General features: G+C 64.9%; 22 protein-coding genes. 16 read left to right on the top strand and 6 right to left on the bottom strand.

The features are described from left to right. The first annotated feature begins 71 nt into the window (after positions 1–71). The 8 genes from FB478_RS18290 (at position 72) to FB478_RS18255 (ending at position 11,270) form a co-directional block, all read left to right on the top strand. The gene (locus FB478_RS18290; protein WP_018769604.1) at positions 72–566 is read left to right on the top strand and encodes a MarR family winged helix-turn-helix transcriptional regulator; all 495 of its coding nucleotides are present in this window, start codon (positions 72–74) and stop codon (positions 564–566) included. Continuing rightward, positions 559–2,772: an MDR family MFS transporter gene (locus tag FB478_RS18285; protein ID WP_144601265.1), complete on the top strand. Its 2,214-nt coding sequence runs from the start codon at positions 559–561 to the stop codon at positions 2,770–2,772. The genes FB478_RS18290 and FB478_RS18285 overlap by 8 nt, the downstream gene beginning before the upstream one ends. Before the next feature lie 261 nt (positions 2,773–3,033). Beyond that, positions 3,034–4,767 carry an ABC transporter ATP-binding protein gene (locus tag FB478_RS18280; RefSeq protein ID WP_134165617.1) on the top strand — a complete coding sequence of 578 codons (1,734 nt, stop codon included), beginning with the start codon at positions 3,034–3,036 and terminating at the stop codon, positions 4,765–4,767. A 41-nt stretch (positions 4,768–4,808) separates the two neighbouring features. Further along, complete coding sequence (locus tag FB478_RS18275) at positions 4,809–6,845, top strand: ABC transporter ATP-binding protein (RefSeq protein ID WP_315898353.1); 2,037 nt, start codon at positions 4,809–4,811, stop codon at positions 6,843–6,845. 110 nt (positions 6,846–6,955) lie between these two features. Next, positions 6,956–7,372 (top strand): thioesterase family protein, encoded by a 417-nt coding sequence (locus FB478_RS18270; protein ID WP_144601310.1) that lies wholly within the window; start codon positions 6,956–6,958, stop codon positions 7,370–7,372. Positions 7,373–7,470: 98 nt separating this feature from the next. After that, the gene (locus FB478_RS18265) at positions 7,471–7,728 is read left to right on the top strand and encodes a hypothetical protein (protein ID WP_134165661.1); all 258 of its coding nucleotides are present in this window, start codon (positions 7,471–7,473) and stop codon (positions 7,726–7,728) included. Positions 7,729–7,798: 70 nt separating this feature from the next. Then, positions 7,799–10,030, top strand: a complete 2,232-nt coding sequence (locus tag FB478_RS18260) for an McrB family protein (protein WP_144601263.1) — start codon at positions 7,799–7,801, stop codon at positions 10,028–10,030. Further along, on the top strand, positions 10,017–11,270 hold the full coding sequence (locus FB478_RS18255) for a 5-methylcytosine restriction system specificity protein McrC (protein WP_186447836.1): 1,254 nt from the start codon (positions 10,017–10,019) through the stop codon (positions 11,268–11,270). Before FB478_RS18260 ends, FB478_RS18255 begins: the two co-directional genes overlap by 14 nt. Positions 11,271–11,288: 18 nt before the next feature. Here the strand turns inward: FB478_RS18255 and FB478_RS18250 are convergent, their stop codons facing one another. After that, entirely contained in the window at positions 11,289–12,944 is a 1,656-nt protein-coding gene (locus tag FB478_RS18250) for a cell wall metabolism sensor histidine kinase WalK (RefSeq protein ID WP_144601262.1), read from the bottom strand. 94 nt (positions 12,945–13,038) lie between these two features. On the opposite strand from FB478_RS18250, the gene FB478_RS18245 reads away from it, so the two are divergent. Continuing rightward, a complete protein-coding gene (locus FB478_RS18245) occupies positions 13,039–13,803 on the top strand; it encodes a response regulator transcription factor (protein WP_186447835.1) in 765 nt (254 codons plus the stop codon). Here FB478_RS18245 and FB478_RS18240 read toward each other — a convergent pair. Then, entirely contained in the window at positions 13,776–14,186 is a 411-nt protein-coding gene (locus tag FB478_RS18240) for an Hpt domain-containing protein (RefSeq protein WP_018769614.1), read from the bottom strand. The genes FB478_RS18245 and FB478_RS18240 overlap by 28 nt on opposite strands. A 330-nt stretch (positions 14,187–14,516) precedes the next feature. On the opposite strand from FB478_RS18240, the gene FB478_RS18235 reads away from it, so the two are divergent. Beyond that, entirely contained in the window at positions 14,517–15,668 is a 1,152-nt protein-coding gene (locus tag FB478_RS18235) for a glycosyl hydrolase (protein ID WP_261377449.1), read from the top strand. A gap of 129 nt (positions 15,669–15,797) precedes the next feature. On the opposite strand, the gene FB478_RS18230 is transcribed toward FB478_RS18235, so the two are convergent. Together FB478_RS18230 and FB478_RS18225 are read right to left on the bottom strand one after the other, a co-directional pair. Next, positions 15,798–16,241, bottom strand: a complete 444-nt coding sequence (locus tag FB478_RS18230; protein WP_144601260.1) for a very short patch repair endonuclease — start codon at positions 16,239–16,241, stop codon at positions 15,798–15,800. Positions 16,242–16,260: 19 nt separating this feature from the next. Then, positions 16,261–16,695, bottom strand: a complete 435-nt coding sequence (locus FB478_RS18225) for a pyridoxamine 5'-phosphate oxidase family protein (protein WP_026265824.1) — start codon at positions 16,693–16,695, stop codon at positions 16,261–16,263. A gap of 184 nt (positions 16,696–16,879) precedes the next feature. Here FB478_RS18225 and FB478_RS18220 point away from each other — a divergent pair, with 184 nt between their 5' ends. The 4 genes from FB478_RS18220 to FB478_RS18210 all read left to right on the top strand — a co-directional run bounded on the left by FB478_RS18220 (position 16,880) and on the right by FB478_RS18210 (position 21,600). Beyond that, positions 16,880–18,607 carry a cytosine permease gene (locus FB478_RS18220; protein WP_144601259.1) on the top strand — a complete coding sequence of 576 codons (1,728 nt, stop codon included), beginning with the start codon at positions 16,880–16,882 and terminating at the stop codon, positions 18,605–18,607. 210 nt (positions 18,608–18,817) lie between these two features. Further along, positions 18,818–19,480: a DUF6318 family protein gene (locus tag FB478_RS21255; protein WP_222430070.1), complete on the top strand. Its 663-nt coding sequence runs from the start codon at positions 18,818–18,820 to the stop codon at positions 19,478–19,480. 164 nt (positions 19,481–19,644) lie between these two features. After that, a complete protein-coding gene (locus FB478_RS18215) occupies positions 19,645–20,409 on the top strand; it encodes a PKD domain-containing protein (RefSeq protein WP_261377448.1) in 765 nt (254 codons plus the stop codon). A gap of 120 nt (positions 20,410–20,529) precedes the next feature. Further along, positions 20,530–21,600, top strand: coding sequence for an alkene reductase (locus FB478_RS18210; protein WP_134165609.1), 1,071 nt, complete (start codon positions 20,530–20,532; stop codon positions 21,598–21,600). A gap of 251 nt (positions 21,601–21,851) precedes the next feature. Here the strand turns inward: FB478_RS18210 and FB478_RS18205 are convergent, their stop codons facing one another. Then, on the bottom strand, positions 21,852–22,169 hold the full coding sequence (locus FB478_RS18205) for a hypothetical protein (protein ID WP_018769621.1): 318 nt from the start codon (positions 22,167–22,169) through the stop codon (positions 21,852–21,854). A gap of 137 nt (positions 22,170–22,306) precedes the next feature. Here FB478_RS18205 and FB478_RS18200 point away from each other — a divergent pair, with 137 nt between their 5' ends. Then, complete coding sequence (locus FB478_RS18200) at positions 22,307–24,760, top strand: Tex family protein (RefSeq protein ID WP_144601308.1); 2,454 nt, start codon at positions 22,307–22,309, stop codon at positions 24,758–24,760. Positions 24,761–24,806: 46 nt separating this feature from the next. Continuing rightward, positions 24,807–25,127 (top strand): hypothetical protein, encoded by a 321-nt coding sequence (locus FB478_RS18195; protein WP_144601258.1) that lies wholly within the window; start codon positions 24,807–24,809, stop codon positions 25,125–25,127. A gap of 27 nt (positions 25,128–25,154) precedes the next feature. On the opposite strand, the gene FB478_RS18190 is transcribed toward FB478_RS18195, so the two are convergent. Then, entirely contained in the window at positions 25,155–25,970 is an 816-nt protein-coding gene (locus FB478_RS18190; protein ID WP_144601257.1) for a YqjF family protein, read from the bottom strand. Positions 25,971–26,308: the final 338 nt, after the last annotated feature.

Below are 26,308 nucleotides of genomic sequence, written 5' to 3'. Positions count from 1 at the left end.
ACAACTTCGTTTCCCTAAGCAACCTTTTCCTGATACAGTTGCTTGCAGCAACTAATTCTTTAGGGAGGATCATGTCTGTCGCACCGGCCACTGCAGCCGACCTCGTCAGCAACATCTATGACCTCCAGCGCGCATTGCGCTGCGTCACCATGATCAACATCAAGGGCCAGGACACGGGCATCGCCCTCCAGGGCGTGCTCAAGTTCATCGGCGAAGGGGAGACCCGTGCCGCGCACCTGGCTGAGCGGCTGGGGGTCAGCCCTCCGGTGCTGAGCCGGCATGTGGCGGAGCTGGCGGACGCGGGCCTGGTGGTCCGCACCCCCGATCCGGACGACGGCCGGGCCCAGCTGTTGGCACTCTCCCCGCGCGGCAAGGAAAAGCTTGCGGAGTTGGTGCGGCACCGGGCGGAGACCCTGCAGGCCTACCTCGCCGACTGGAACGAGGACGACGCCGTGGCAACAGCCGCGATGCTGAGCAAGCTCACCACATCCCTGAAGAATTCCATCCGGGCAAGGGCGGCCGGAACCACCATTGAACACGAAACGCAGGAGTCCATTAATGGCTAACGTCACCGCCGCCGCGGACCAGGAACAGGAGCGCCAGCGCCAACGCGGCGCCAAACAGGAGTCGCGGCAATCCAAGCGCCACGAACCCGGCGCACCCATGAACCACCGGCAGATCATGGAGGCCCTGACCGGTCTCCTCGCTGCCTTCTTTACCGCAATCCTCAGCAGCACCATCGTGGCCAACGCGCTGCCCACCATCATGTCCGAGCTCAAGGGCACCCAGACGGACTTCGCGTGGGTCATCACAGCCGCGCTGCTGGCCAACGCAGCAACCACCCCCATCTGGGGCAAGCTCGCCGACCTCTTCGACAAAAAGGTCCTGGTCCAGCTCAGCATCGTGATTTTCGTGGCCGGCTCGGTGATGGCAGGCTTCTCCGAAAACATCCCGTTCCTGCTCACCGCCCGCGTGATCCAGGGCATCGCCATGGGTGGGCTGACTGCCCTGGCCCAGGCGATCATCGGCTCCATCATTCCGCCGCGTGAACGCGGCAAGTACTCCGGCTACATGGGTGCCGTCATGGCCGTCGGTACCGCCGGCGGACCGCTTCTGGGCGGCTTCATCGTGGACAGCTCGCTTGGCTGGCGCTGGACGTTCTTCGTCTGCGTGCCGCTCGCCGTCGTCGCCCTGATCCTGCTCCAGGTCACGCTCAAGGTTCCGCACACCAAGCGCCCGGCCAAGATCGACTGGCTCGGTGCCATCCTGCTCACCTCCGGCGTCAGCCTGCTCCTGGTCTGGGTCTCCTTCGCAGGCAAAGCCGACTACTACGACTGGTGGTCCTGGCAGACCGCGGTAATGGTGGGCGGCGGCGTCCTCCTGCTCGCACTGCTGGTCCTGGTTGAATCCAAGGTCTCGCAGCCGATCATCCCGCTGAAGATCATCTCCGAACGCACCACCGCGCTGGCCATCGTGGCATCCGTTGCCGTGGGCGTGGCCATGTTCGGCTCCTCCACCTTCCTGGGCCAGTACTACCAGGTGGCCCGCGGCGCCACGCCCACCGAGGCGGGCCTGCTGACCCTGCCCATGATCGCCGGCAACCTGGTCGGTTCCGTCCTGTCCGGCCAGCTGATCAGCCGCTACGGCAAGTGGAAGCGCTTCCTGATCGGCGGCACCGTCCTGCTGATCGGCGGCTTGGCGCTAGCCGGAACCATGGACCACACCACCGAACTCTGGCTGACCGGCCTTTATACCGGCATCTTCGGCATCGGCCTGGGCATGCTGATGCAGAACCTGGTCCTCGCCGTGCAGAACACGGTCCAGGCCAAGGACATCGGTTCCGCGAGTGCCTCCGTCGCGTTCTTCCGCTCGGTGGGCGGCGCCATCGGCGTGTCCGTCCTGGGCGCCGTCATGGCCAACCACGTCAAGGACCTGGCCACCGATGGACTGTCGAAGCTGGGCATCCAGGCTTCCGGCAACAGCGGCGCCAGCATGGACCTCAAGGACCTGCCCGCACCGGTCGCGGACATCATGCGGGCGGCCTACGGTGACGCGACTGCCGGCATCTTCATGATTTCCGCGGTCGTGAGCGCGGTTGCCCTCATCGCCGTGATCTTCATCAAGGAGGTGCCGCTGCGCAGGACCGTGGACATCACCCCCGAGGCCACACTGCAGGCCAACGCCGCCGGCGAAGCCGGAATGACCGCCATGACCGGCCAGCTGCCCGTGGTCCCGCCGGTCGGGAACGCCCCCGGGAACGGACTGCCCGCAAGGAGTGCCACACCTGCAGGGCTGGGTTCAGCGCCGGCCAGGATGTACGACGGCGGTGCTGCCGCTGCTGCCGCGGCGTCCGGGCGGGTGGCCACGGAGGACTTCGAGGAAGTCTTCGCCAGGAGCTTCCGTTCCGAAGGGCTGGACCTGCGCTCTGCCGACACGATGGACAAGGCTGCCGACGCGGTGGCCAGCGCCGCCGCCACCCTGCAGAAACTGCAGGACACCCAGCACCTGCTGGCCCGCCAGCAGGCGGAACTGGGCGGCCTGGTGCTGGACATCCAGGAACAGCTGCGCTCCCAGCAGGACGTGGCGGCCAGGCAGGCGGCCACCGCGGCAGAGCTCAGCAGGCTGCAGCGCAAGCTCCTGAAGGAGCGCAAGATCCAGGCAGCGGCCGCGCTGTACCTGGCAGGGCGCGGGAAGCACAGTGCCGCAGCGCCTGACGCACCGTCAGCCGATGCCCTGTCAGCCGAGGCTCCGTCCGCCGGGGCCGGCTCCTAGCAGCGCCTGGCAGGCCATCGACAGCAGGGCGCGGCCCCCCGCACCGGCAACACCAACGCCGCAGCCCGCACTGGGAACACCAACGCCGCAGCCCGCACTGGGAAGACACTTCCCGGTGCGGGCTGCGGCTTCTACTGCGGACTGCGGGGAATGCCGCTGCCCATGGTGCCCCCGTAGACTGGCCCTCCACCAGTGGCTCCGGCCTGGAAAACCTGCTTCCAAGGGGACCCAATGTCGGTGGGCATCACTAGAGTTGAGTCCATGCTCCTCACCCTTATACGGCGCTACTCCAAACCGTATTTGCCGTACATCCTGGCTGTCCTCGTTTTCCAGCTCGCGTCCACCATTGCCGCCCTGTATCTGCCCAGCCTGAATGCGCAGATCATTGACGAAGGGGTGGCCCGCGGAGACACCGATTTCATCTGGCGCACCGGTGCAGTGATGCTCCTGGTGGCCTTCGCCCAGATAGCTGCGGCCATCGCCGGCGTCTACTTCGGCTCCAGGACGGCCATGGCGGTGGGCCGCGACCTGCGCCGCGCGGTGTTCCGCAAAGTCACCAGCTTCTCCGCCAAGGACGTCAACGCGTTCGGCGCTCCCACGCTCATCACCCGCGGCACCAACGATGTCCAGCAGGTGCAGATGCTCCTGCTGATGGCGCTGAACTTCATGGTCGCCACCCCCATCATGTGCATCGGTGGCATCGTCATGGCGCTGCGTGAGGACATCAACCTCTCCTGGCTGGTGTGGGTGTCCGTCCCGCTGCTGGCCGTGGTGGTGGGGTACCTGGTGGTCCGCCTCATGCCGCTGTTCCGCTCCATGCAGCGGAAGATCGACCGGATCAACGCCGTCCTGCGCGAACAGATCATCGGTATCCGCGTGGTCCGGGCCTTCGTCCGCGAACCGTATGAGACGGACCGGTTCGGTGGCGCCAACAAGGAACTCACGGACGTCTCCCTCCGCATCGGCGCCCTGTTCGTCCTGATGTTCCCGGCCATCAGCATGATCCTGCATCTGTCCACTGCCGCTGTGCTGTGGTTTGGCGGGCAGCGGGTGGACGCCGGCGCCATGCAGGTAGGGTCGCTGACCGCATTCCTGCAGTACCTGCTGCAGATCCTGATGGCAGTCATGATGGGCACGTTCATGGCCATGATGATCCCGCGCGCCTCAGTCTGTGCTGACCGCATCGGCGAGGTGCTCGGCGTCGAACCTTCCATCCACGACCCCGAGCGTCCCGAAGCCCCGGCCTCCCTGCAAGGCGTGGTTGAGTACCGCAACGTCACGTTTGCCTACCCGGGAGCCGAGTCCCCGGTGCTCAGCAACATCAGCTTCACTGCACGCCCCGGCCAGACCATCGCCATCATTGGGTCAACCGGTGCCGGCAAAACGTCCCTCCTTTCCCTCCTGCCGCGGTTGTACGACGCCGCAGAAGGCCAGGTGCTGCTTGACGGCGTCCCGGTGGACAGGCTGGACCGCGCGGAGATCACCAAACGCGTCGCCCTGGTGCCGCAGCGTCCCTACCTGTTCTCCGGCACCATCGGGCACAACCTCCGGTTCGGCAAGACCGAGGCGACCGACCAGGAACTGTGGGATGCGCTCCGGACAGCCCAGGGTGAATCATTTGTCCGGGAAAAGAAGAACGGACTCGATTCCCGGATCTCGCAGGGCGGCACCAACGTCTCCGGCGGCCAGCGCCAGCGCCTGTGCATCGCCCGCGCGCTGGTGACCAAACCGCGCGTCTACCTGTTTGACGACTCCTTCTCCGCCCTGGACGTTGCCACCGACGCCCGGCTCCGTGCCGCCCTCAAACGCACCACCTCGGACGCCACGGTGATCATCGTGGCCCAGCGGATCTCCACCATTACCGAGGCTGACCAGATCCTGGTCCTGGACAACGGGCGGATCGTTGACCGTGGAACCCATGAGGAACTGCTGGAAACCTCACCCACCTACCAGGAAATCGTCGAATCCCAGCTGAGTGTGGAGGAAGTGGCATGAGCCCGCGCAAGAAGGACTCCAGTCCCGTGGAAGTGACGCCAATGTCCGTCCAGCCGCCCGCGGGGGAGGCACAACCGGGCGCAGGGCAGCCGGAGGATGACGACTACGTCGAAGAGGAGTTCCAGCCCACCGAAGCCGACGGCGGCATGTTCGGTGCCATGCCGGCCAAGAAAGCCGAGCATTTCTGGCCGTCTGCCAAACGTCTCATGGGGCTGCTGAAGCCCGAAGCGCTGGGCATCTATGCCGTGGTGGGGCTGGTGGTCATCTCCGTGGTCCTCAACGTCATCGCCCCCAAGATCCTGGGCCAGGCCATGGACGTGATCTTCGCCGGGGTGGTTGGCAAACAACTTCCCGCCGGGGCCAGCAAGGAGCAGTTCGTTACCGGCCTCCGGCAGCAGGGGCAGGACAACTTTGCGGACATGGTGGCCCGCATGGAACTTGTGCCCGGCACCGGCATCAACTTCGACAAGCTCACCATGCTCATCGCCATCGTGCTGCTCATGTACTTCGTGGCGAACATCTTCATGTGGCTGCAGGGGTACGTGCTGAACCGGATCGTCATGAAGGTCATCCGGCGGCTGCGCGATGACACCGAGGCCAAGCTGAACCGGCTTCCCCTGAACTACTTCGACACCCGGCAGCGCGGCGACGTGCTGTCCCGGGTGACCAACGACGTCGACAACATCCAGCAGGCACTCCAGCAGGCCTTCGCCCAACTGGTCAATTCCGTGCTGAGCGTGGTGGGCATCGTGATCATGATGTTCATCGTCTCCTGGCAGCTGGCCCTGATTGCCCTGATCGCGCTTCCGCTGTCCGGGGTGGCCGCTGGCCTGATCGGAGTCCGGAGCCAGAAGCTCTTTGCTGCCCAGTGGAAGAACACCGGGTCATTGAACGGCCAGATCGAGGAGTCCTTTTCCGGGCACGACCTGGTCCGCGTCTTCGGCCGCGATGCGGACATGCTGGCCCGGTTCGAGGAACGCAACGAGGCCCTTTACAAGGCAAGCTTTGGGGCGCAGTTCGTGTCCGGAATCATCTTCCCCGTCATGCAGTTCGTCTCCTACTTGAGCTACGTGGGCATCGCAGTGGTGGGCGGCCTGCGGGTGGCATCCGGCGCCATGTCCCTGGGTGATGCCACCGCGTTCATCCAGTACTCCCGTGAGTTCACCCAGCCCCTGGGCCAGATGGCGGGCATGGCCAACATGCTGCAGTCCGGCGTGGCATCCTCCGAGCGCGTCTTCGAATTCCTGGACGCCGACGAACAGGACGCCGAGACCGCCACCGAACACCTGCCGCCGAAGACCGACGGGCATGTGGACTTCCGGAACGTCACCTTCAGCTACACCCCGGACAAGCCGCTCATCGAGAACCTGTCCTTCACGGCAGAGCCCGGCAACACAGTGGCGATTGTGGGGCCCACGGGCGCCGGCAAGACCACGCTGGTGAACCTGGTTATGCGGTTCTACGAGCTCAACGCCGGCTCCATCATGCTCGACGGCGTGGACATTACGCACCTCAGCCGCTCCGAGCTGCGCTCCAAAGTGGGTATGGTCCTCCAGGACGCGTGGCTGTTCGGCGGCTCCATCTACGACAACATCCGCTACGGCAACCTCAACGCCACGCACGAGCAGGTGATGGCCGCCGCGAAGGCCACCTTCGTGGACCGCTTCGTGCGGGCGCTGCCCGAGGGCTACAACACCGTGATTGACGAGGAGGGCAACAACGTCAGCGCCGGCGAGAAACAGCTCATCACCATCGCCCGTGCTTTCGTGGCGAACCCCTCGCTGCTGATCCTGGACGAGGCCACCAGTTCCGTGGACACCCGCACCGAACTCCTGGTGCAGAAGGCCATGGCCGCGTTGCGCTCGGACCGCACGAGCTTCGTCATCGCCCACCGGCTCTCCACCATCCGCGATGCCGATACCATCCTGGTCATGGAAAACGGACAAATCGTGGAACAGGGCAACCATCAGGTGCTGCTCGATGCCCGGGGCGCCTACCACCGCCTCTACATGTCACAGTTCGCGGGTGCAGATGCCGGAGAAGTACCGGTGGACGATTCGACGGCGGTGCGCAGCTGAGCGCCCAGCAGGCCGAGGCGGCCCAGCGGCTGCAGCGGCAGGAAGACGGACGGGAGGCCGCGGAAGGGGCCGGGCCGGACGGCGGTAAGCGCATTGAGGTCCTGGTGCCGATGCGCTGGGGAGACATGGACGCCTACGGCCATATCAACAATGTCCAGATCGTCAGGATGCTGGAGGAGGCGAGGATCGCCGCCTTCGGGCCGCCCCGGGGCGCGGGTCTGCCCGGTGTGGAGCCGCCGGTATCGCTGTTCAACGACGTTCCGGCCGGAACCATGGCGCTGGTGGTGGATCACAAGATCCGCTACGTCCGGACGCTGGAGTACCGCAACATACCGGCGGTGGTGCAGCTCTGGATCGGCGCCGTCAAGGGAGCCAGCTTCGATATCCACTACCTGCTCCAGGACCCCGTCACCCGCGAGGACTGCGTGAAGGCGAGCAGCCACCTGGCGTTCGTGGACGAAACGACCGGCCGGGTGCAGAGACTCAGCCAGGAACAAAAGGACCGGATGGCCCCCTACAGGCAGTAAGCCTCTGGACAGGGCCGGTCTGGACACACTGGACTGGAACAACCAGCGAACGGTGAAAGGGAGCCCCGATGGCTAAAAACAAGATGGCTAAAAACAAGATGGCCAAGAACAAGACCCTTGGCCGCCGGAACAAGAAGACATGGAAGGAAATGTCCCCATCCGGCAGGGCGGGCATCATCCTTACCGCGATCATGCAGGTGTCCCTGCTGGTTGCCGCCCAACGGGACATCTCGCGCAGGCCCGCCGAGCTGATTAACGGCCCAAAGGCTGTTTGGCGGGCGGCCTCCTTCATCAATTTCATCGGCCCCATGGGGTACTTCGTCTTCGGCAGGAAGCGGCCCGCCACCGGCATTTAGCCCGGCATGGCGGATGGGCGGCCGGACGGTTTGGAGCGGCCGCCCAGCTTGACCCTGTAAATTTGGAGGCATGACCCCCACTGCCACTGTTGCCATGACCCGCGCCCTCGGCATCTCCAAGGAGATCGAGGATGCGGCGTGGTTCGTGCTGGGGCCCGGTCTCCAAGGCAAGGCTTCACCCCTGGACGGCCGCACCCGGACCTGGTCGGTTCCGGCGGCCGCGGAGTTGCTCGACCGCCTGGACCGGGGCATCGCCGATTCCAAGGCCCCGATGATGACCAACCTCCGCGAGAACCTGGAGGGCGCCACCCGCGGGGCCAAGCAGTTGGCCGTGGAGCTGCTGTTCCTGCAGTCGCTTCCGCTGGCCCACGAAGTGAAGTCGTTGAAGGTCAAGCGCGCCCGCGTGGCCGAGGCCGCGGGCTGGCTTGAGCCGCCGCTGGAGCTTCCCGAGGAGCTGTACGCCGGCATGACGGACCACGGCGTGATCCGCGACCGGACCGCCGAATTCAACTGGACCATCTGGGACCACCTGAAGTGGCTGTGCCGGTTTGTGCAGAACGTGGCGCAGCGGCCGGCAAGCGTGGTGCAGGCGGCCATCAAGGACCCAGTGCAGTTCCACCGCCTCGCTGCATCAACTCCCGACGATCAGCCCGCCATCCGCCGCAGCATTGAGTTCCTCGCCTGGCCCAGCTACTTCGAGCCGGTGGTGGCGGACGTGGAGCGGCAGGAAATCCGGGACGCGTTCGCGTCGCTGGTGGGCGGGGCCAACGGCGACAGCGAAGAGGACATCACTGCGGACATCCACCGCATCCGGCTGCACCTGGACGAGCAGGCGGGCCAGCGCACGGACTGGTACTCCCGCCAGCTGGTCAGCCAGTGGCGCAAAGTGGGCGACCCCGGCCGGCGGGCCTGGCTGCTCCGCACGCACAGCGACCACGCCGAGCTGCTCACGGCCTGGCACGGCGAGGAAAAGGTCACCCTCGACGTCGAACATCTCCGGCACCTGGACCCCGGCGTCACCGCCGGCCTGGTCCAGCACGCCGTGGACGAGGACTACAAACACCTTGGCTACGTGGAACGCGAGGACACCAAGACTGCGGTGTTTGCCTTCCTGACCGTCATGAAACCGGGTGATCTGGTGCTCTACCAGCACGCCGGAACTGTCCGGCTGGGCGGCGTGCTGGGGGAGCCCGAGTACAACGACGACAACCGCCGGCTGCGGCGCAAGGTGCGCTGGTTCGACGACGGGCACACCACCACCAGCCTTCCCCGGCACGTCCAGCGCCAGCTCGCCACCCCCGGCATCGTGGTGGACGTGACCCGGGTGGTCCAGGCGCTGCAGGCGCTGCTGCCTGCCGAGGCGGAAACCGAGCCCGACGGCGACACTGAGGGTGCCGCCGTCGTCCAGCCTGTCCAGGAGGGCTTCCGCCCGCTGACGCAGGAATTCGCGGCGTCGCTGCACATGGAGCTGGAACCGCTCCAGGAGATCGCGGACCTGCTGGAGGAGAACCGCCAGCTGGTCCTCTACGGCCCTCCGGGCACCGGCAAGACCTACCTGGCCAAGCACCTCGCCGCCGAGCTGGCGGACGACACCACCGACGAGCGTGTCAAGCTGGTCCAGTTCCACCCGTCCTATGCCTACGAGGACTTCTTCGAGGGCTACCGGCCGGACAAGACGGACGAGGGCCAGGTGTCCTTCAAGCTGGTGGCTGGCCCGCTGCGCCGCCTGGCCGAGGAAGCCGCCAAGCCCGGGAACGAGAAGAAGCCGTACTTCCTGATCATCGATGAGATGAACCGCGCCAACCTGGCCAAGGTGTTCGGCGAGCTGTACTTCCTGCTGGAATACCGCGACGACCGGATCTACCTGCAGTACAGCCCCAACGAACCGTTCACGCTGCCGGACAACCTCTACATCATCGGCACCATGAACACTGCGGACCGCTCCATCGCCATGATGGACGCAGCCATCCGCCGCCGGTTCTCCTTCATTGAGCTGCACCCGCAGACCGAGCCGGTCAAGGGCTCCCTGCTCCGGTTCCTGCAGGCCCGGCAGCTGGACACCACCCCGGCGCTGCTGCTGGATGCGCTGAACGGTGCCATCGACGAGTGGGACCGGGACCTGATGATCGGGCCGTCCTACTTCATGAAGCCGGCGGCCCAAACCCCGGCCGGGCTCCGCCGGATCTGGAAGTATGAGCTGATGCCGCTGCTGGAGGAGCACTACCACGGCCAGCTCACGCGGGCGCAGCTGGAGGAGCGCTTCGGGCTGGACCAGCTGCTGGGACGCGTTGCAGCGCGCTGATCCCCGGGCGTCCGTGCGGCACCTGGTCCTGGACGAGCTGTCAGGCGGCCTGGTGGAACGGCTGGACGCGCCAAGTGCTTCCTTCCTGAACTCCAGCGGGCTGGCCAAGGCATCCCCCATGGGCATGGGGCTGTACCGGATTGAACCGGTGGGCAAGGTGGGCTCCGTCCGGACCCCCACGCTCCAGCTGGACGTCCGGCCCAAGGACAGGCTGGGGCTCAGCCGGCTCCTCTTCCTCCTCAGTTATGCGGGGGATCAGGGCTTCCGGCCGGACCTGGTGGCCGCTGACGAGGACCGGGACCTGTGGAGCGCCCTGGCCGAGTCGCTGGCGCAGCTGGCCGAACGGGCCCTGGGCCGTGGTGTCCTGCAGGGCTACCTCACCGTGGACGAGTCGCTGCGGACGGTCAAGGGACGCATCCGGATTTCGGACCAGATCTCCCGCCGTCCAGGAATGCTGGTTCCCCTGGAGGTCTCCTACGACGAGTTCACCGAGGACATCGCGGAAAACCGGATCCTGCGCGCTGCGCTGGAGCGGATGGGGCAGGTGCCGGGGGTACGGCCGGAGGTGCTGGGCCGGCTGCGGCAGCTGAAGGGAAAGCTCGACGCCGTCACGCGCCTTCCGTCCGGGGCGCCGGTGCCGCCGTGGAAGCCCACCAGGATGAACCTGCGCTACCACGCCGTGCTGCGCCTGGCGGAGCTGATCCTGCGCAACGCGTCCGCGGAAGCGGGGGAGGGCAGGCAGCGGACGGCCTCGTTCGTGGTGGACATGGCCCAGGTGTTCGGGGACTTCGTGGGCACCGCACTGCGGGCGGCGATGGCCGCGTATCCGGGGGAGCTTCGGCTGCGGTACAACGCCCTCCTCAGCGAGGCGGTGCGCGACTCGGACCGCCTGTCCGTGCGCCCGGATGCTGTCCACCTGCTGGGTGGGCGGCCGGTGGTGGCGTATAACGCCAAGTACCGGGCCGCGTCGGACGCCGGTGCGTCCCTCACCGCAGACCATTACCAGATGCTGGCGCACTGCACGGCGCTGGCCGTACCCACCGCCTGGCTCGTCTATGCCGGCAAGGGCGAAATGAAACTCCGCCGCATCCTTAACACCGATATCGACATCGTGGAGTTCCCGCTGGATCTCAGCCAGCCGCCGTCGGCCATCCTTGCCTCCGTCAGGGACCTCGCCCGCCAGTCCTGGGGCGAGGTGGTTTCCCACCCGCGTCCTGCCCCCGCAGGCCCCGCCAGGTAACCCCGCGGGCGCGGGCCGCTACACCGGCACCCGGAACATGAAGGTGGTCCCTTCGCCCAGCGTGCTGTCGACGCCGATGGTGCCGCCATGTGCCTCGACGATCGCCTTGCTGATGGGCAGGCCCAGGCCCACGCCGGGGATGGCGGTGCGGCGGACGCTGCTGGTGCGGAAGAACTTGGCGAACACTTCGGAGGCGTCCTCCGGGCTCATCCCCATGCCGGTGTCGGTGACGCGGCAGGCCACGTGGCCGTCCTCCTGCGCCAGCGACACCACCACCTCGCCGCCGTCCGGTGAGTACTTGATGGCATTGGACACCAGGTTGTCCAGGACCTGGGAGATCCGGGCGCTGTCCACGTGAGCTTCCAGGCGCTCCGGGGTTTCGGCCCGCAGTTCGACGCCGGCGGCGGCGGCCCGCGGCATCGCGGAGGAGACGCTGCTGCGCACGAGTTCGGCCACATCGACGGCGTGGGGCGTGACGATCAACTGGCCGTTCCTGCTGGACAGCAGGTCCGACACCAGGGTCAGGAGCCGCTCGGAGTTCCGGCGGATGATCTCCAGCATCTCGCGCTGCGGCCCTTCCAGCTCATCGGCCAGAAGGATCTCCACGTACCCGAGGATGGAGGTCAATGGCGTGCGGAATTCGTGGGAGACGCTGGAGACGAAGTCGTCCTTGGCGGTGAGCGCGTTCACCAGGTCCGTGACGTCGCTGAAGACGATGACGGAGCCGCCGAGGTTGCCATCGGAATCCTTCATGGCGCGTGCCGTCGTGACAAAGGCCCGCTGTTCTTTCCCCTCGCCCAGCCAGACGAGGTAATCGGTGAAGGTTTCCCCCAGGACAGCCCGGCGGACCGGCCGCTCCTCCACGGCGACCAGCGTCTTGCGGTCAGGGCCGAAGACCAGCAGCTGTGACTCGTTGGGGTCCGCGATATTCTTTGGCCTGGCCAGTTCATGGTTGGCGCGCTGTTTCCGGTTCATCAGGACGTCGTGGCCGTCGGCGTCGACGGCAAGGACGCCCAGGTGCACGGTTTCCAGCACGGTGTTTAACAGGGCCTCCTGGCGCTTGCTGATGCGCAGGTTGGCCCTCAGCTGCTCGTCTTTCTCCTCCAGCTGCGTCTGCTGGCGCATCATGCTCAGGGTCAGGACGCTCACTGAGACGCCAATGCCCAGCATCATGACCGGCAGCAGGAGCGACCGGGCAAAGTCCTGTGGCGTGTAGTTTCCCTTCACGAGCAACGGCACCCAGATAATGGCCAGCGGTCCCAGGAAGGAGAGCCACAAGGCGGCCCGCGGGTAGTAGCCCGACGCGCAGAGCCAGATGACCGGGAACACGGCCAGCAGGCTGATACCCGCGAGGCTTTCCTGTCCGCCCTCCCGGCCGGCGGCGATCGAGATGAAGTCCAGCAGCGGGATGGCCAGGAAGCTGGTGTGGGGCAGCCGCTCCCAGGGGATGAGGTAGCACAGCGCCATGATCGCCAGCTGGGAGATGAGGAACGTGACGAAAAGGGGGTTGTCCATGGTGTCCGGGAAGAACGCCCAGACCAGCAGGGCCGTCAGGATGGTGGTCACGAACAACGGCATCTGGCTCATGGCCACCCGGTCCGTCAGCCGGTACTCGTGAAAGGGCCGCTTGAAAAACCGCAGCCGTCCGGAGGACCAGGCTGTGGGGTCGCTCATGGGGTGGAAGACGCGGATGTGGGGGTTTGCAGGGCCATACCAGCAGGATATCCGCAGCCAGCTATACTTCTGACGTTGGCACTGAGGGGGCTCTATGAGTGAGGCACGTGTGGGTCTGGTCATCGAGGATGACCACGACATTCGGGAACTGGTTCGCACTGTGCTGACCCAGGCTGGATTCGACGTCTCGGTCGCCAGCGGCGGCGCGGAGGGCGTCCTGATGGCAAAGAGCCTGAATCCTGACGTCATCACCCTGGACCTGGGGTTGCCGGACATCGACGGATTCGAGGTGTCGCGGCAGATCCGCGAGTTTTCGGATGCCTACATCGTGATGCTCACGGCCCGCACCGAGGAACTGGACACCCTGATCGGGCTCGAGTCGGGTGCGGACGACTACCTCACCAAACCGTTCCGGCCGCGCGAATTGCGCGCCCGCGTCGCGGCCATGATGCGGCGGCCACGCTCCGTTCCCGAGCCCGGCGAGGTAACGGTGGATGCTTCCCAAGACGGAACTGCCCACCCCGAGCGTGGAAACTTCAGCCACAACGGGCTGGAACTCAGCTACGCGTCCCGCACGGTGGCCGTCGACGGCAAAGAGATGAACCTGACCCGAACGGAGTTCGAACTCCTGTACGCGCTCCTGGAAGCCGGCCGGACGGTCCGGACCAAGTCCGACCTGGTGCGCAGGCTTCGGGATGAGGATTACGACGTCGGCAGTTACATCAGCGAGGCCGACGAACGTTCCGTCGAGGTCCACATGGGAAACCTGCGCAAAAAGCTGGGCGACTCGCCGCAGCAGCCGCGGTGGCTGCAAACAGTCCGCGGAGTGGGTTATCGCTTGGCGCCCGGGCAGCACTGAGCCTGCAGCCGGTGCGTGGTTTGCCTGCTGCACTGGGTGATGGGCCGCAGGTACGCGGCTGCCAGCCTGGGCAATGCCACCGTCATGTCAGCGTGTCGCGCCTCGGCCCGGATCTCGTTCTCCAGTTCCAGGGCAAGCCCCGCCAGCCGCTCGGCTCCAACCATCTGGCTTGAGGTCTTCAAGCTGAGGACGGCATCCATCGATCCGTCGAGGTCTCCGGTGGTCAGGGCAAGCCGCAAACGGGCCAGCCGTTGTGGCAGGTACTCGATGAAGTTCCCCACGAAGACCCTGCTGTAGCCTTCTTCCTCCTCAAGCTCTTCCCGCAGCCGGTCCAGGACGGACTGGTCTACCAGCGGCCTGGGCGCATCATCTGAAGTGCTCATGACACTCCTTTCTGCTGGAATTGCTGACTCGGAAAACAGGGTGGTAATGCGGAGGTGCTTCGTCTTTTTTCAGGTTAGGACCGTTCCCTTTACCTTGCAGAAGACTCGGCAAGAATTGTGGTTTTCTTGATGGGAGTGCGGTTTGCTGCCCATAGGATCAAGGCCAGTGCTTTCCGCATTGACGTCAACAGCGGCCCAAAACCGCCTTCAATCCGGGGATAGATTGCCGTGTTCCGAACGCTCAGGACCTTATTTGCCGCGCTCTTAATCGTGGCTGGTTTGGCCGTGTCCATAATCCAGCCGGCCAGCGCAGCCACTTCACCTCAAGTTATGCTCAACCCGGCTTCCGGTCCGGCCGGTTCCGCGGTGACCGTTACCGGAACAGGGTTCAAGGTCTCCACTACCGGGACAGTGATTGTGGGTTCCACGACCTTCGCGTTCCAGACCACATCGACGGGTGCTTTCAGTACGGGGATCACCATTCCAGCGGCGTCAACCGGAAACCTCACCATCACTGCCAAGACCTCGTCCATCAAGGCTTCCGCGATTTTCGTGGTTCAGGCTGCTCCGGCTCCGGCTCCGGCTCCGGCACCAGCGCCCGCCCCGCAGCCGCCCACAGTCAGCACGGCTCCCTTGCGCTTCGGAGTGGCAACCGCCGGGGGAGCGCTGGCCGGCACCGAGCTTGACGAGGTGGCCACGCTGGCCGGGGAAAGTCCCTCGATGGTCATGTTCTACAAGGATTTCCTGCAGTCTCCGCCAATCACCGAAATGGATGCGGTGCGCTCGCGGGGTGCCACGCCCCTGGTGACCTGGGAGCCGTGGGCTTGGGGCGGAGGGGTGGAACAGCCGGCCTATTCGCTTGACCGGGTGGCTGCCGGTGACTTCGACGCAAATATCACCCAGTGGGGCCAGTCGCTGGCGGCCTGGGGCAAGCCGGTCATGCTGCGCTTTGCGCACGAGATGAACGGCAACTGGTACCCGTGGGCCGAGGGCGTCAACGGCAACCAGCCCGGAGACTATGTGGTCGCTTGGCGTCATGTGCACGACGTTGTCGCCGCGACGGGTGCCGCCAATGTCCAGTGGGTTTGGTCCCCGAACGTGCCCTACTGGGGCTCGACCGACATGGCCGGCCTGTACCCGGGGGCAGGTTACGTGGACATCGTGGCGCTGGACGGCTACAACTGGGGCACGTCCCAAACCTGGAGCAGCTGGGTTTCCCCGATGGATCTCCTTGGCCCCGGCATCTCCCAGCTCCGCACCCTGGCACCCGGAAAACCCGTCCTGATCGCGGAGACAGCGTCCAGTGAGTTGGGTGGTTCCAAAGCCGCCTGGAACACGGACCTGGTGTCTTATCTGGCCGCGCAGCCGGACGTGATGGGCTTCGTCTGGTTCCATCTGCAGAAGGAAACGGACTGGCGCATCAACAGCAGTGACTCGTCGGCATCCGCCTTCAAGTCCGCCCTGTTGGCCCGGAGAAGCTAGGGGAAATGGGATAGACGCTCCGAAACTGTCAGTGGCGTGCTGCCTGATCGCGGCAACCCGTTCATCCTGCCCCGCCAGGATCAAGGACAGTGCCGGCAGCGGCTAAAGATTTCCTCAAGAATTCCTGCGTCAGCCGCCGGCGTCCAGGAAGTTCACCAACTGGGTTTCGAGGGCTGAACGGTCCTTCAGCTCGCACTCCCAGACTGTCAGCACTTCCCAGCCGGCGTCTTCCAACTGCCGGCGCTGACCTTCGTCGCGCTCTCGCGTCCGGGTGCGTTTGGCGGCCCAGAACTCGGCGTTGGCTTTCGGAGCGTGCAGGCCCACCCTGCAGTCATGGAAATGCCAGAAGCAGCCGTTGACGAAGATCACCTTGTGCCGGGCGGCGAAGACGAGATCCGGATTTCCCGGCAGTTTGCTGCCGCCGGACCTGCCGTGCAGGCGGTACCGATAGCCCTTGGCGTGCAGCAACCTGCGGACCAGAAGCTCGGGTTTGGTGTTCTTGCCGCGGATCCGGGACATGTTCCAGCTGCGCTGCTCGGGGGTGAGCTTGTCTGCAGTGGACCTGTCCGCCATCCTTCCAGTCTAGGAGCGGTTAGATCTCCCGTTCCGGCTGTTCGCCGAACACGAAGTGCCGGCCACTGACGGACTTCGGTTCGATCTCCACGTAGAAGTCCTTGAGTGTTGGAACCCAGGTCTTCAGGCCAAGCTCCTCAATGGCTGCGAGCTCATCCGAATTGCTGAGCACACGCGCTGTGCCCCTCAGGACAACCGACCAGGCCTCCTGCGAGAGGATGCCGTCGGTCTCGAACAGCACCTGGGCGTTGATGGTCAGTTGCGCGAGTTTGTTTCCCGGCGCCGTGCGCAGGTAGACCTTCCGGTTTGAGGTCACGTAATTCACCGGGAAAATGTCCGGTTCCCCCGCAACAGAAACCACCAGCCGCCCGTGCTGCGTTGCCGCCAGCAGGCGCCAGGACTGCTCGTCATCGAGTTCCAGGACGGGATTGCCGTCCGCGTGTTCAAACATCATGCGGCCATTGTTCTACTCGCAGTAGAAATGCGCCAGAGGCTTTGTACCCATCTCCGCCTGTTTGTGACAGGTCCGTCAAGGGTTAACACTTCCGAAACAGGCTTGTGACCGGACTGTCTTTCCTGCTGGATAGCGTCGCACGCAGGGCCGTGATGGCTAAACGCAAACGAAAGCGACGCACCTAATGGGCAACGACACAGATACAACGCAATTACTGGAACCGGCGGCACCATCCGGTGCCGCCGTCGTCGGACATTCCCCGGCAACCCCGACGGCAGGCAACACTGCGGCGCTGAACGCCACCAAGGAAAGCCTGGAGGACTACACGCTGCGGTTCGCGCCGCGCTCCTACCGCAAGTGGAGTGCAGGAGTGGTGGCAACGAGCGCGCTGGGCGGCATCGCCTACCTGGCGGACTTCTCGATCGGCGCGAACATCGGGATCTCGTACGGCACTGTCAACGCGATCCTGGGGATCCTGGTGGCAGCCGTCGTCATCTTCGCCACCGGATTCCCCTTGGCCTACTACGCGGCCCGGTACAACATCGACCTGGACCTGATCACCCGCGGTTCCGGCTTTGGCTACTACGGATCGGTGGTCACGAACGTTATTTTCGCGACCTTCACCTTCATCTTCTTTGCGCTGGAGGGCTCCATCATGGCGCAGGGCCTGGAGCTCGGGCTCGGCGTCCCGCAGTGGCTGGGGTATGCCGCCTCCACCGTGATCATCATCCCGCTGGTGATTTATGGGATGAACACCCTGGCCAAACTTCAGGTGTGGACCACTCCGCTGTGGCTGCTGCTGATGGTGGTTCCCGTGGGCTACCTGCTGATGTCCCATCCGGAGAGCATCGACAGCTTCTTCGCGTACACGGGTGCGTCCGGCGATGGCGGACCGAACCTGGCGTCCGTGATGCTCGCAGCCGGAGTGTGCCTGTCCCTGATGGCGCAGATCGCCGAGCAGATCGACTACCTCCGGTTCATGCCGCCGCGTACCGAGGCCAACAAGGGAGCCTGGTGGCGCGCGGTGATCCTTGCCGGTCCGGGCTGGGTGATCTTTGGGGCGATCAAGCAGATTGTGGGACTGTTTATCGCCATCTACCTGATCGCCACACTGGACCCCGCCGCCTCTGCCACGGCCAATGAGCCCGTGCACCAGTTCCTGGGCGTCTACCAGGAGATGATGCCGGCCTGGCTGGCCATGACGCTGGCCGTGGTGCTGGTGGTCATCTCGCAGATTAAGATCAACGTCACGAACGCTTATTCGGGCTCCCTGGCGTGGACCAACTCGTTCACGCGCATCACTAAGACGTACCCGGGCCGGATGGTGTTCGTCGTGGTGAACCTGCTGATTGCGCTGGTTCTGATGGAAGCGAACATGTTCGATTTCCTCAATACCATCCTCGGTTTCTACGCCAACTGCGCCATGGCCTGGGTGGTCACGGTGGCGTCCGATATCGCCATCAACAAGTACCTGCTGAAGATCTCGCCGAAGGTGCCGGAGTTCCGCCGCGGCATGCTGTACGCCGTGAACCCGGTCGGATTCGTGTCCATGCTGGTGTCCGCAGGAATTTCCATTGCCGTGTTCTTTGGTGCGTTCGGTGCCGCAATCCAGCCGTACTCGCCCATTTTCGCGGTTGGCCTGGCGCTGGTCCTGCCGCCGGTTCTCGCTGTGCTGACCCGCGGCAGGTTTTATCTTCGCCGCACCGAAGACGGCATTGATCTGCCCATGTTCGACGCCGAGGGGAACCCGAGCGACGCCAAGCTCCTGTGCCACGTGACGGGGTTGGAATTCGAGCGGCCGGACATGGTGCGTTCCGCGCAGGACGCTCCCGACGGCGGTATCCAGTACGTTTCTTCGCTCGCCTTGTCGACGGACAAGACAGGGGAGTTGGTGCTCCCAGCCGGAAAATAGGCGCTTTAGTTCTAACGGTCATTACAAAAAGGAAGCCGGTGCACGTGGTGTGCCGGCTTCCTTTATGACTTCTTCTGTCGCATTCCGGATGGTAGAAACGGAACCGGGTCCGCCTGTGGATAAGTTCGGTCGCCGAATTGTGACGTGGGCTACCCTTAACTCACTGTCCGGAGCAAGCCGTCTTGAAATTTACTGGGGGTACAGCGGCCCATGACATCACAGAACTTCTTTACGTCCCGTGCTGTGCGGTCCGGGGCAGCAGCCCTTGTTATTGGTCTTTCACTGGCTCTGTCCGGCTGCAATTCCGGGGGCTCTCCGGGGCCGGGCGGCACTTCGTCGCCCGTGGCGGCCGAGACGCCCACAGCCAGCACCACGCCGACTCCCACCCCCACACCCAGCGCCGTCTATAAGCCAGCCGACGCGTCCGGGCCTGCCCAAAACGTTCCCGTCCCCGTGCTGCCGGAAGTAGCCAAGACAGAAACGAGGGAAGGACTAGAGGCGTTTACTGCCTATTGGTTTGAACTACTCAATTACGCTTACCAGACTGGTGATGTGGCGGGCCTAGAGTCAGTAACCTCGCCAGGCTGTGACTATTGCTCGAAACTAAGCACTTCTCTGATTACCAACTATCAAGGGAATCGCTGGCTGTCGGGTGGGAAGATCACGATTCCTGTCAGGACGACTACGTTTGAGAGATCTGCTGATGGAAACTTCCAAGTCATTTTGCAGGTCCTGCAGAGTCCTATCAGTTACTACGAGCCCGGCGGCAGGGAGTTTAGAACTGCCAGTAACGGTTCGAACACGGGCAACGTACTGTTGGCCAACTTCGAGGCTGGCGCCTGGCGCGTCAACGATCTGCATCCCTTACGCTGATGCTTCGATTAAGCTCGCGAAGCATTGTTTCGTTCCTGATCATATTGGTGGTTTTGAACGCCGGGCTCGTGCCCCCAGGATTTGCGGATGACGGTCTTGAAGCTGATTTCGGTGAGGTGGGAATAGACGTTGACAGTTGGACTAAGGATCCAGTCACCGGTCATATGTCTCCACCTGAACCTGGGACTGTAAGCACCGACCCCAACGAGTACAAGTACGAGCTCCAATGCCACCTCGGCGGAGGAGACTTTGACACCCCTTGCCTTGCCCGCCAGCTCGACTGCAAGGACCGGGAGGACGGTGCCAAGGGCATTCCGGTCGTGTGGCTGTCGCGGCCGCGGGGCGTACCCGGCGCGGTTTGGGCGCATCACTCAGGACCCACCTGCCTTTACGATCCGAAGCCCGAGGACCTCCTGCCCCGGATCGCCGCCGATATCCAGCGCCAGTTCCAGAACCTGCCGGTCAACGCCGGGAAGGTTGTGGCGCAGCCCAGCCCCAATACCCTCCGGGGCGCGGAGACGAACTTTTACGCGGAAGCGATTGAACAGCAGTTCGACATCACCATGTTTGGCCAACAGGTACACGTGGTGGCGACACCCGTCCAATACACCTGGAACTACGGGGACGGCACGGTTTTCGGCCCCCAGCCGTCAATGGGCGGCGCCTTGCCGCAGGACAGGTGGGGCGAGAAGACCCGGACCAGCCACGCCTACGCATCCACCGGCGATTTCCAGGTGGTGCTGACAACCTCGTTCCAAGGCACCTATTCGGTGAACTCCGGTCCACCCCTTCCGATACCCGGCCAGGGCCAGTTCCGCGCGCCCCCGCAAGGGATCAGCGTCTGGCGCTCGCTCACCCGCAACTACGCCGACGACTGCAACGCCAATCCCCAGGGACAGGGCTGTCCGGGTGCCGGAGCACCACGGTAGGTTCAAAAGCAGGGCAGAACTGGCTGTGATCCCTATCGCACCCGCGAAAGTCCGGAATAGTTGCACGCGCCCCACAGTTGGCAAAGGCAGTACGTCTTCAGCCTTCGAAAGGAACTGCGCATGCTGTTTTCCCCACTCACCCTCGGCGAACTTGAACTTCCCAACCGGCTGGTGATGGCACCCCTGACCCGCCTCCGCGCCGGTCAGGAAGGCATCCCGGGCCCGCTCGTCGTCGAGCACTACCGCCAGCGCGCGTCCCTTGGCCTCATCGTCAGCGAGGGCACCTACCCCACTCCCGCAGGACAGGCCTATCCCGGCCAGCCGGGCATCGTCACCCAGGAGCAGGTTGCAGGGTGGAAAAAGGTTACGGATGCCGTCCACGCCGAAGGCGGGCGCATGTTCGCCCAGATCATGCACGGCGGCCGGGTTTCGCACCCTGACATCACCGGCGGTCTGCCCATCGTCGCCCCCAGTGCAGTAGCGATTGACGGCGACGTCCGGACGCCGGCCGGCAAGAAGCCCTACCCGGTGCCGCAGGCACTGACCACCGACGAACTCCCCGTCGTCATCCAGGAGATCGTCAACGCCTCCCTGAACGCAATTGAGGCAGGGTTCGACGGTGTGGAACTGCACTCGGCCAACGGTTACCTCCTGCACGAGTTCCTGGCGCCGAATTCCAACATCCGGACCGACAGCTACGGCGGATCACCCGAGAACCGCGCCCGTTTTGTGATCGAAACGGTCAACGCAGTGGTTGCCGCCCTCGGCGCAAACCGGGTGGGCCTGCGCATTTCCCCGGAGCACAACGTCCAGGGCATTGCCGAGACCGACGCCGCGGATGTTCGTGCCACGTACGAAGTCCTCGTGGACAGCATTGCGCCGCTCAACCTCGCCTACCTGAGCATCCTGCACCACGAACCTGCCGGCGAACTTGTCCAGGATCTTCGCGTACGCTTCGGCGGCACCTTCCTGGTGAACACAGGCTTCGGCGTGGTCACCACCCGGGAAGAAGCCGTGAGCCTGGTGGCTGAGGGCCATGCGGACGCCGTGGTGGTGGGCCGCCCCGCGATCGCCAACCCGGACCTTGCCCGCCGCTGGAAGGAAAGCCTTCCGCTGAACGAGCCCGACGCCTCCACCTTCTACGCCGAAGGCGCCACCGGCTACACGGATTACCCCGCCTACCAGGGCTGAGCCGCTTACCAGGGCTGAGCGGCGGATCGGCCGAGTCGAACAAAACGACGACGGCGGCACCCATCATGGGTGCCGCCGTCGTTGGCTGTCTGGGGTGCTGGTCCCGGGCAGCAACACCGGAAGGTCATCCGACGACCTCACGGCTGAAGAATTATGTGGCCCGCCGGACTCCATCGGATGCCGGCGGTGATCAGATGCTACTCCAACGAATGGACTCTTACCAGAGCCAGTTTTGCCGCAAGGAAAAAGCGCTAGAGCACGGCTTCCCGGCCGGTCCCTTCCTTCATCACCAAGCGCCCGTCCTCGATGGACACCAGCACACTCTTGGGCCTGCCGCTGACCTTGGTGATGGCTTTCAGCCCACGGTTGGTGACCTCAACGCCCACCTGGGCACCCTTGGCCGGCAGCTCTACCGAGACCTCTGACGCGATGCCGAGAAGCGGATTCGTGGAAATCCCCACATCCCTGCGCACAGCCTTCCCGTTCACGGTCACGGTGACGTTCGCTTCGTCGAACCCGTCCTGAAACACAACCAGCAATTCCCGCATGGTGGCCTCTTCCTCGAGCATGGGTGCCAGTGATGGCTAGTCCACTACAGCACTTTGCGCGTCCCAGGGGAATACCTGCTTCTCCCTATGGCGCCTCAGCGAGTACGGCGGCGGTGGAGCCCCGCAGGCCGGTAAGGCAAGATGTTCTGGTGACCCAAATGCCAGGACCTTCCGCCGCTTCCGTCCGCCCCAGCGCATCAGGGGAGGACGAACTCTTTGCCCAGATCGCTGCTGAGCTGGGGGTCAAGGCCTGGCAAGTGAAGGCTGCAGTTGAATTGCTCGACGGCGGCTCGACAGTTCCGTTCATCGCCCGGTACCGCAAGGAAGCCACCGGGACGCTGGACGACACCCAACTCCGCGACCTCGACGAACGGCTCCGCTACCTCCGGGAGCTGGCGGACCGCCGTCGTGCCGTCCTCGACGCGATCGAAGCGCAAGGCCAGCTGACGCCGGAACTGCGCAAGGCAATCTTGGCGGCGGACACCAAGTCGCGGCTTGAGGACATCTACCTGCCGTTCAAGTCCAAGCGGCGGACGAAGGCCCAGATCGCCCGGGAAGCAGGCCTGGAGCCGCTCGCGGACACACTCTTGAAGCGGCCGGACCTGGATCCCGACCGCGAGGCCGCGAAGTACCTCAACAGCGCGCATTCCGTTGATGACGCCGCCGCCGCGCTCGCAGGTGCACGCTCCATCCTGGTGGAAAGGGTGGCCCAGGATCCCGACCTCGCAGCAAATTTGCGGGACCGGCTGTGGGTCCAGGGCCGGATGGTGTCCCGCGTCAAGAAGGGCAAAGAGGCAGAAGGCCAGAAATTTGCGGACTACTTTGAGTTCGCCCAGGCGCCGGACAGGATGCCGTCCCACCGGGTCCTCGCGCTGTTCCGCGGGGAGAAGGACGGCATCCTTGAGCTGGACCTCGCCGAAGCCGATCCATCGGACGACGCCGCCCTCACCGACGCCCGCGCCCGCTACGAGTCCGCCGTGGCCAGGTTCCTCGGGGTCGCCGACCGCGGCCGCCCCGCCGACGCCTGGCTGCTGCAGACCGCGCAGGTGGCATGGCGCTCCCGCGTGCTGTCCCGCCTCACCTCTGATCTTCGGGCAAGGTTATTCGCGGCGGCGGAAGACGAAGCGGTCAGGGTGTTCGCGGCAAACCTCCGCGACGTCCTGCTGGCCGCCCCTGCTGGAAACCGCGCCACGCTGGGGCTGGATCCCGGACTGCGCACGGGCGTCAAGGTCGCAGTGGTGGACGGCACCGGCAAGGTGGTGGCCACAGACACGGTCTACCCGCACGCCCCGGCACGCAGGTGGGACGACGCCCTGGCCACCCTGGTGCGGTTGGCGCGGCAGCACGCCGTCGAACTCGTAGCCATCGGCAACGGCACGGCGTCCCGCGAGACGGACAAATTGGCTGCCGAACTGATCAAGCTCCTCCCGGACGTGGACCGGAAACCGCAGAAACTCGTGGTGTCCGAGGCTGGCGCGTCCGTCTACTCTGCTTCCGCGCTCGCCGCCGCGGAACTGCCGGGAATGGACGTTTCGCTCCGGGGCGCCGTTTCCATTGCCCGGCGGCTGCAGGATCCGCTGGCCGAACTCGTGAAGATCGACCCCAAATCCATCGGCGTGGGCCAGTACCAGCACGACGTGACGGCGTCGAAGCTGGACCGCAGCCTGGACGCCGTCGTGGAGGACTGCGTCAACGCCGTGGGTGTTGACGTCAACACCGCCTCGCCCGCGCTGCTGAGCCGGGTGGCCGGCGTCGGTCCTTTGCTGAGCGAAAACATTGTGGCCTACCGGAACGAGCACGGACCCTTCAACAAGCGCACCGACCTCAAGAAGGTACCGCGGCTGGGCGCGAAGGCCTTCGAACAGTGTGCCGGCTTCCTGAGGATCTCCGGAGGAGCCGAGCCGTTGGACGCGTCGAGCGTGCACCCGGAGGCATACGGCGTCGCGCGCAAGGTTTTGAAGGCCGCCGGCGCGGCCCCGGCGTCGTCCCTGGACCCACAGAAGTTCGTTGACGATACCTTCGGTCTGCCGACGGTCAGGGACATCTTGGCTGAGCTGGACAAACCGGGGCGCGACCCCCGGCCCGCCTTTGCCGCCGCCACCTTCTCGGAGGGGATCGAAAAGATCGCTGATCTGTTGCCGGGCATGATTCTCGAAGGAACCGTGACCAACGTTGCGGCGTTTGGTGCCTTCGTGGACATCGGAGTCCACCAGGACGGCCTGGTCCACGTCTCCGCCCTGGCCAACCGCTTTGTGTCCGATCCGCGCGAGGTGGTGAAGTCCGGCCAGGTGGTCAGGGTCAAGGTCCTGGAAGCTGATCCTGAGCGGAAGCGGATTTCGTTGACCCTAAAGCTCGACGACGAACCGGCCAGGGGCGGTGCAGGTTCCGGGCGGAGCGGCTCGGCGAAGCCCGGGGCAGGGAGACCGGGCGGGAACGACAACCGCCGGGGAGTGGGCGGCGGCAAGGGTGAGCGCAGCGGACGCCCGGACCGGCAACAGCCAGGGAATCAGCCGTCAGGCAGGACCGCGGGTGGTGGCCGTCCCACTCCTGTAGCCCAGCCCATCAACACGGCAATGGCGGAGGCGCTCAGGAAGGCCGGCCTGGGCAAGTAGTCCATCAGGGCTTTTGGCAGTGGCGGCTTTTCTGCAAGGGTGGAGTATGACCTATTTCCTGGAGTACACAGTTCCTGCCGCTCCCGGTGATGCCGAGTTCGAGTTCCCGCACGACGAGATCAACACCGGCACCACGGTTCCGCTGACCCAGACCGGCGCCGACGTGGTGCACACGCCCGAGCTTCCGGCCCGTACGGCAATTATCGGAGCTACCGTGCCCGAGGCGAAGCTCGAGGCTGAGCAGCTGATCACCCACAGCCGCGCCTCGGAGGCATCCTTGTACTTCGACCCGTCGAACTCCCTGCAGGCGGGGGTGGGCACGCTGGTGAGTACTTTCAGCGAAGGCCAGGGCTGGCTGGACGTCTAAAGGTTTGCATCAGCCGGATCGTGAGGTTTAGCCGGTGGCGCTGGCGCAGACCAGGCGTGGCCTGCCGAATCTGGTCCGGACTCCGGGCGAGTAGAGGACAGACTCGGGCGGCCCGCCCACACTGATGCCGGCAGCTTTGATGAGTCCGTCGCTGAGCTGGTGGACATTAGCTCCGAACAGTGGCCACGCTTGGTGCGTGTTCGGTATGAAGGCCGTCCTTCCGAAGAAGTGCCCATGCATGCCGAACCTGGCGGTCAGAAAGACTGACAGGGGATCGCCGGCGGCGGCGGGGAGTCTGGGAACCACCGTGAAGTCGCTGCGTGCCGCCGCGCTGCCGAACCGGCGCACGGAGTAGCCCACAGGAAATTCATCAGTGATCGCGGCGGCCTCGACCTCGCTGTGGCCATGCTGGCGCCGGACGCTACTGCCGGGAAAAGGCGGCCTTTGCCGGATACGGGACCACACGTAGGGAATTCCCACCGCTCGCGTTGCCAGAACGACGGGTAGCCGGTTCGCATCCAGGCTCAGGAACACTACGCCGCGGGTCCCATTTGGTTCCCGCGAATATAGCCGAACGTTGACCTCGTTGAAGCTCCCCAGATAGGGAATGCCCGGCCCGCGTCCAAGTCCCGCCTGTTCCATGCGGAAACCGATCAGGCCCACCCACGAACTGCCGTCGAACACGTCCGGCCGGACGCCATCGGGCATGAAAGTTGCTGCCTCTTCCTCCGTGATGCGCCAGTGGAGGAAGACTGCGTCGAGCCACCGCTGGTCGGAGAATACCGGCGCAGGAAGTTCCGGTGGCCGCGGCCACACTGCCGGGGCACCCAAGTTTCCGGTCAAGGCCCATGTGCTCCTTCGATTGGCCCGGCTGAATAGGCTCGCTGGACTGATCTAGGCAGAGAAATTCAGCAACGTTCGCACTGATGTGCCCGTCATGCTTGAAGCCTAACTGAGGCTGCCGGTCCCCGGGTGGTGTTGTCGAAGGAAGGGCCGGGCCGGGCCGGAAGAGCCTGATGGCAAGGGGGGTCCCGGCCGGGACTTCTGGGCAACCGTAGTGGCAAGGCCGTCTGGTCTTCATTCGTGTTGGTGGGGTGGTGGTGGGGGTTTGAAGTAGTGGTTTTGTTGGGGTTTTTGGGTGGGGTCGAGGTGGGGTGGGGGGATGAAGGTTGGGGTGTGGT

Source organism: Arthrobacter sp. AG367 (assembly GCF_007828995.1).
GTDB lineage: Bacteria > Actinomycetota > Actinomycetes > Actinomycetales > Micrococcaceae > Arthrobacter.
The sequence above is the reverse complement of the archived record's forward strand: the minus strand, read 5'-3'. Positions and strand labels throughout refer to the sequence as shown.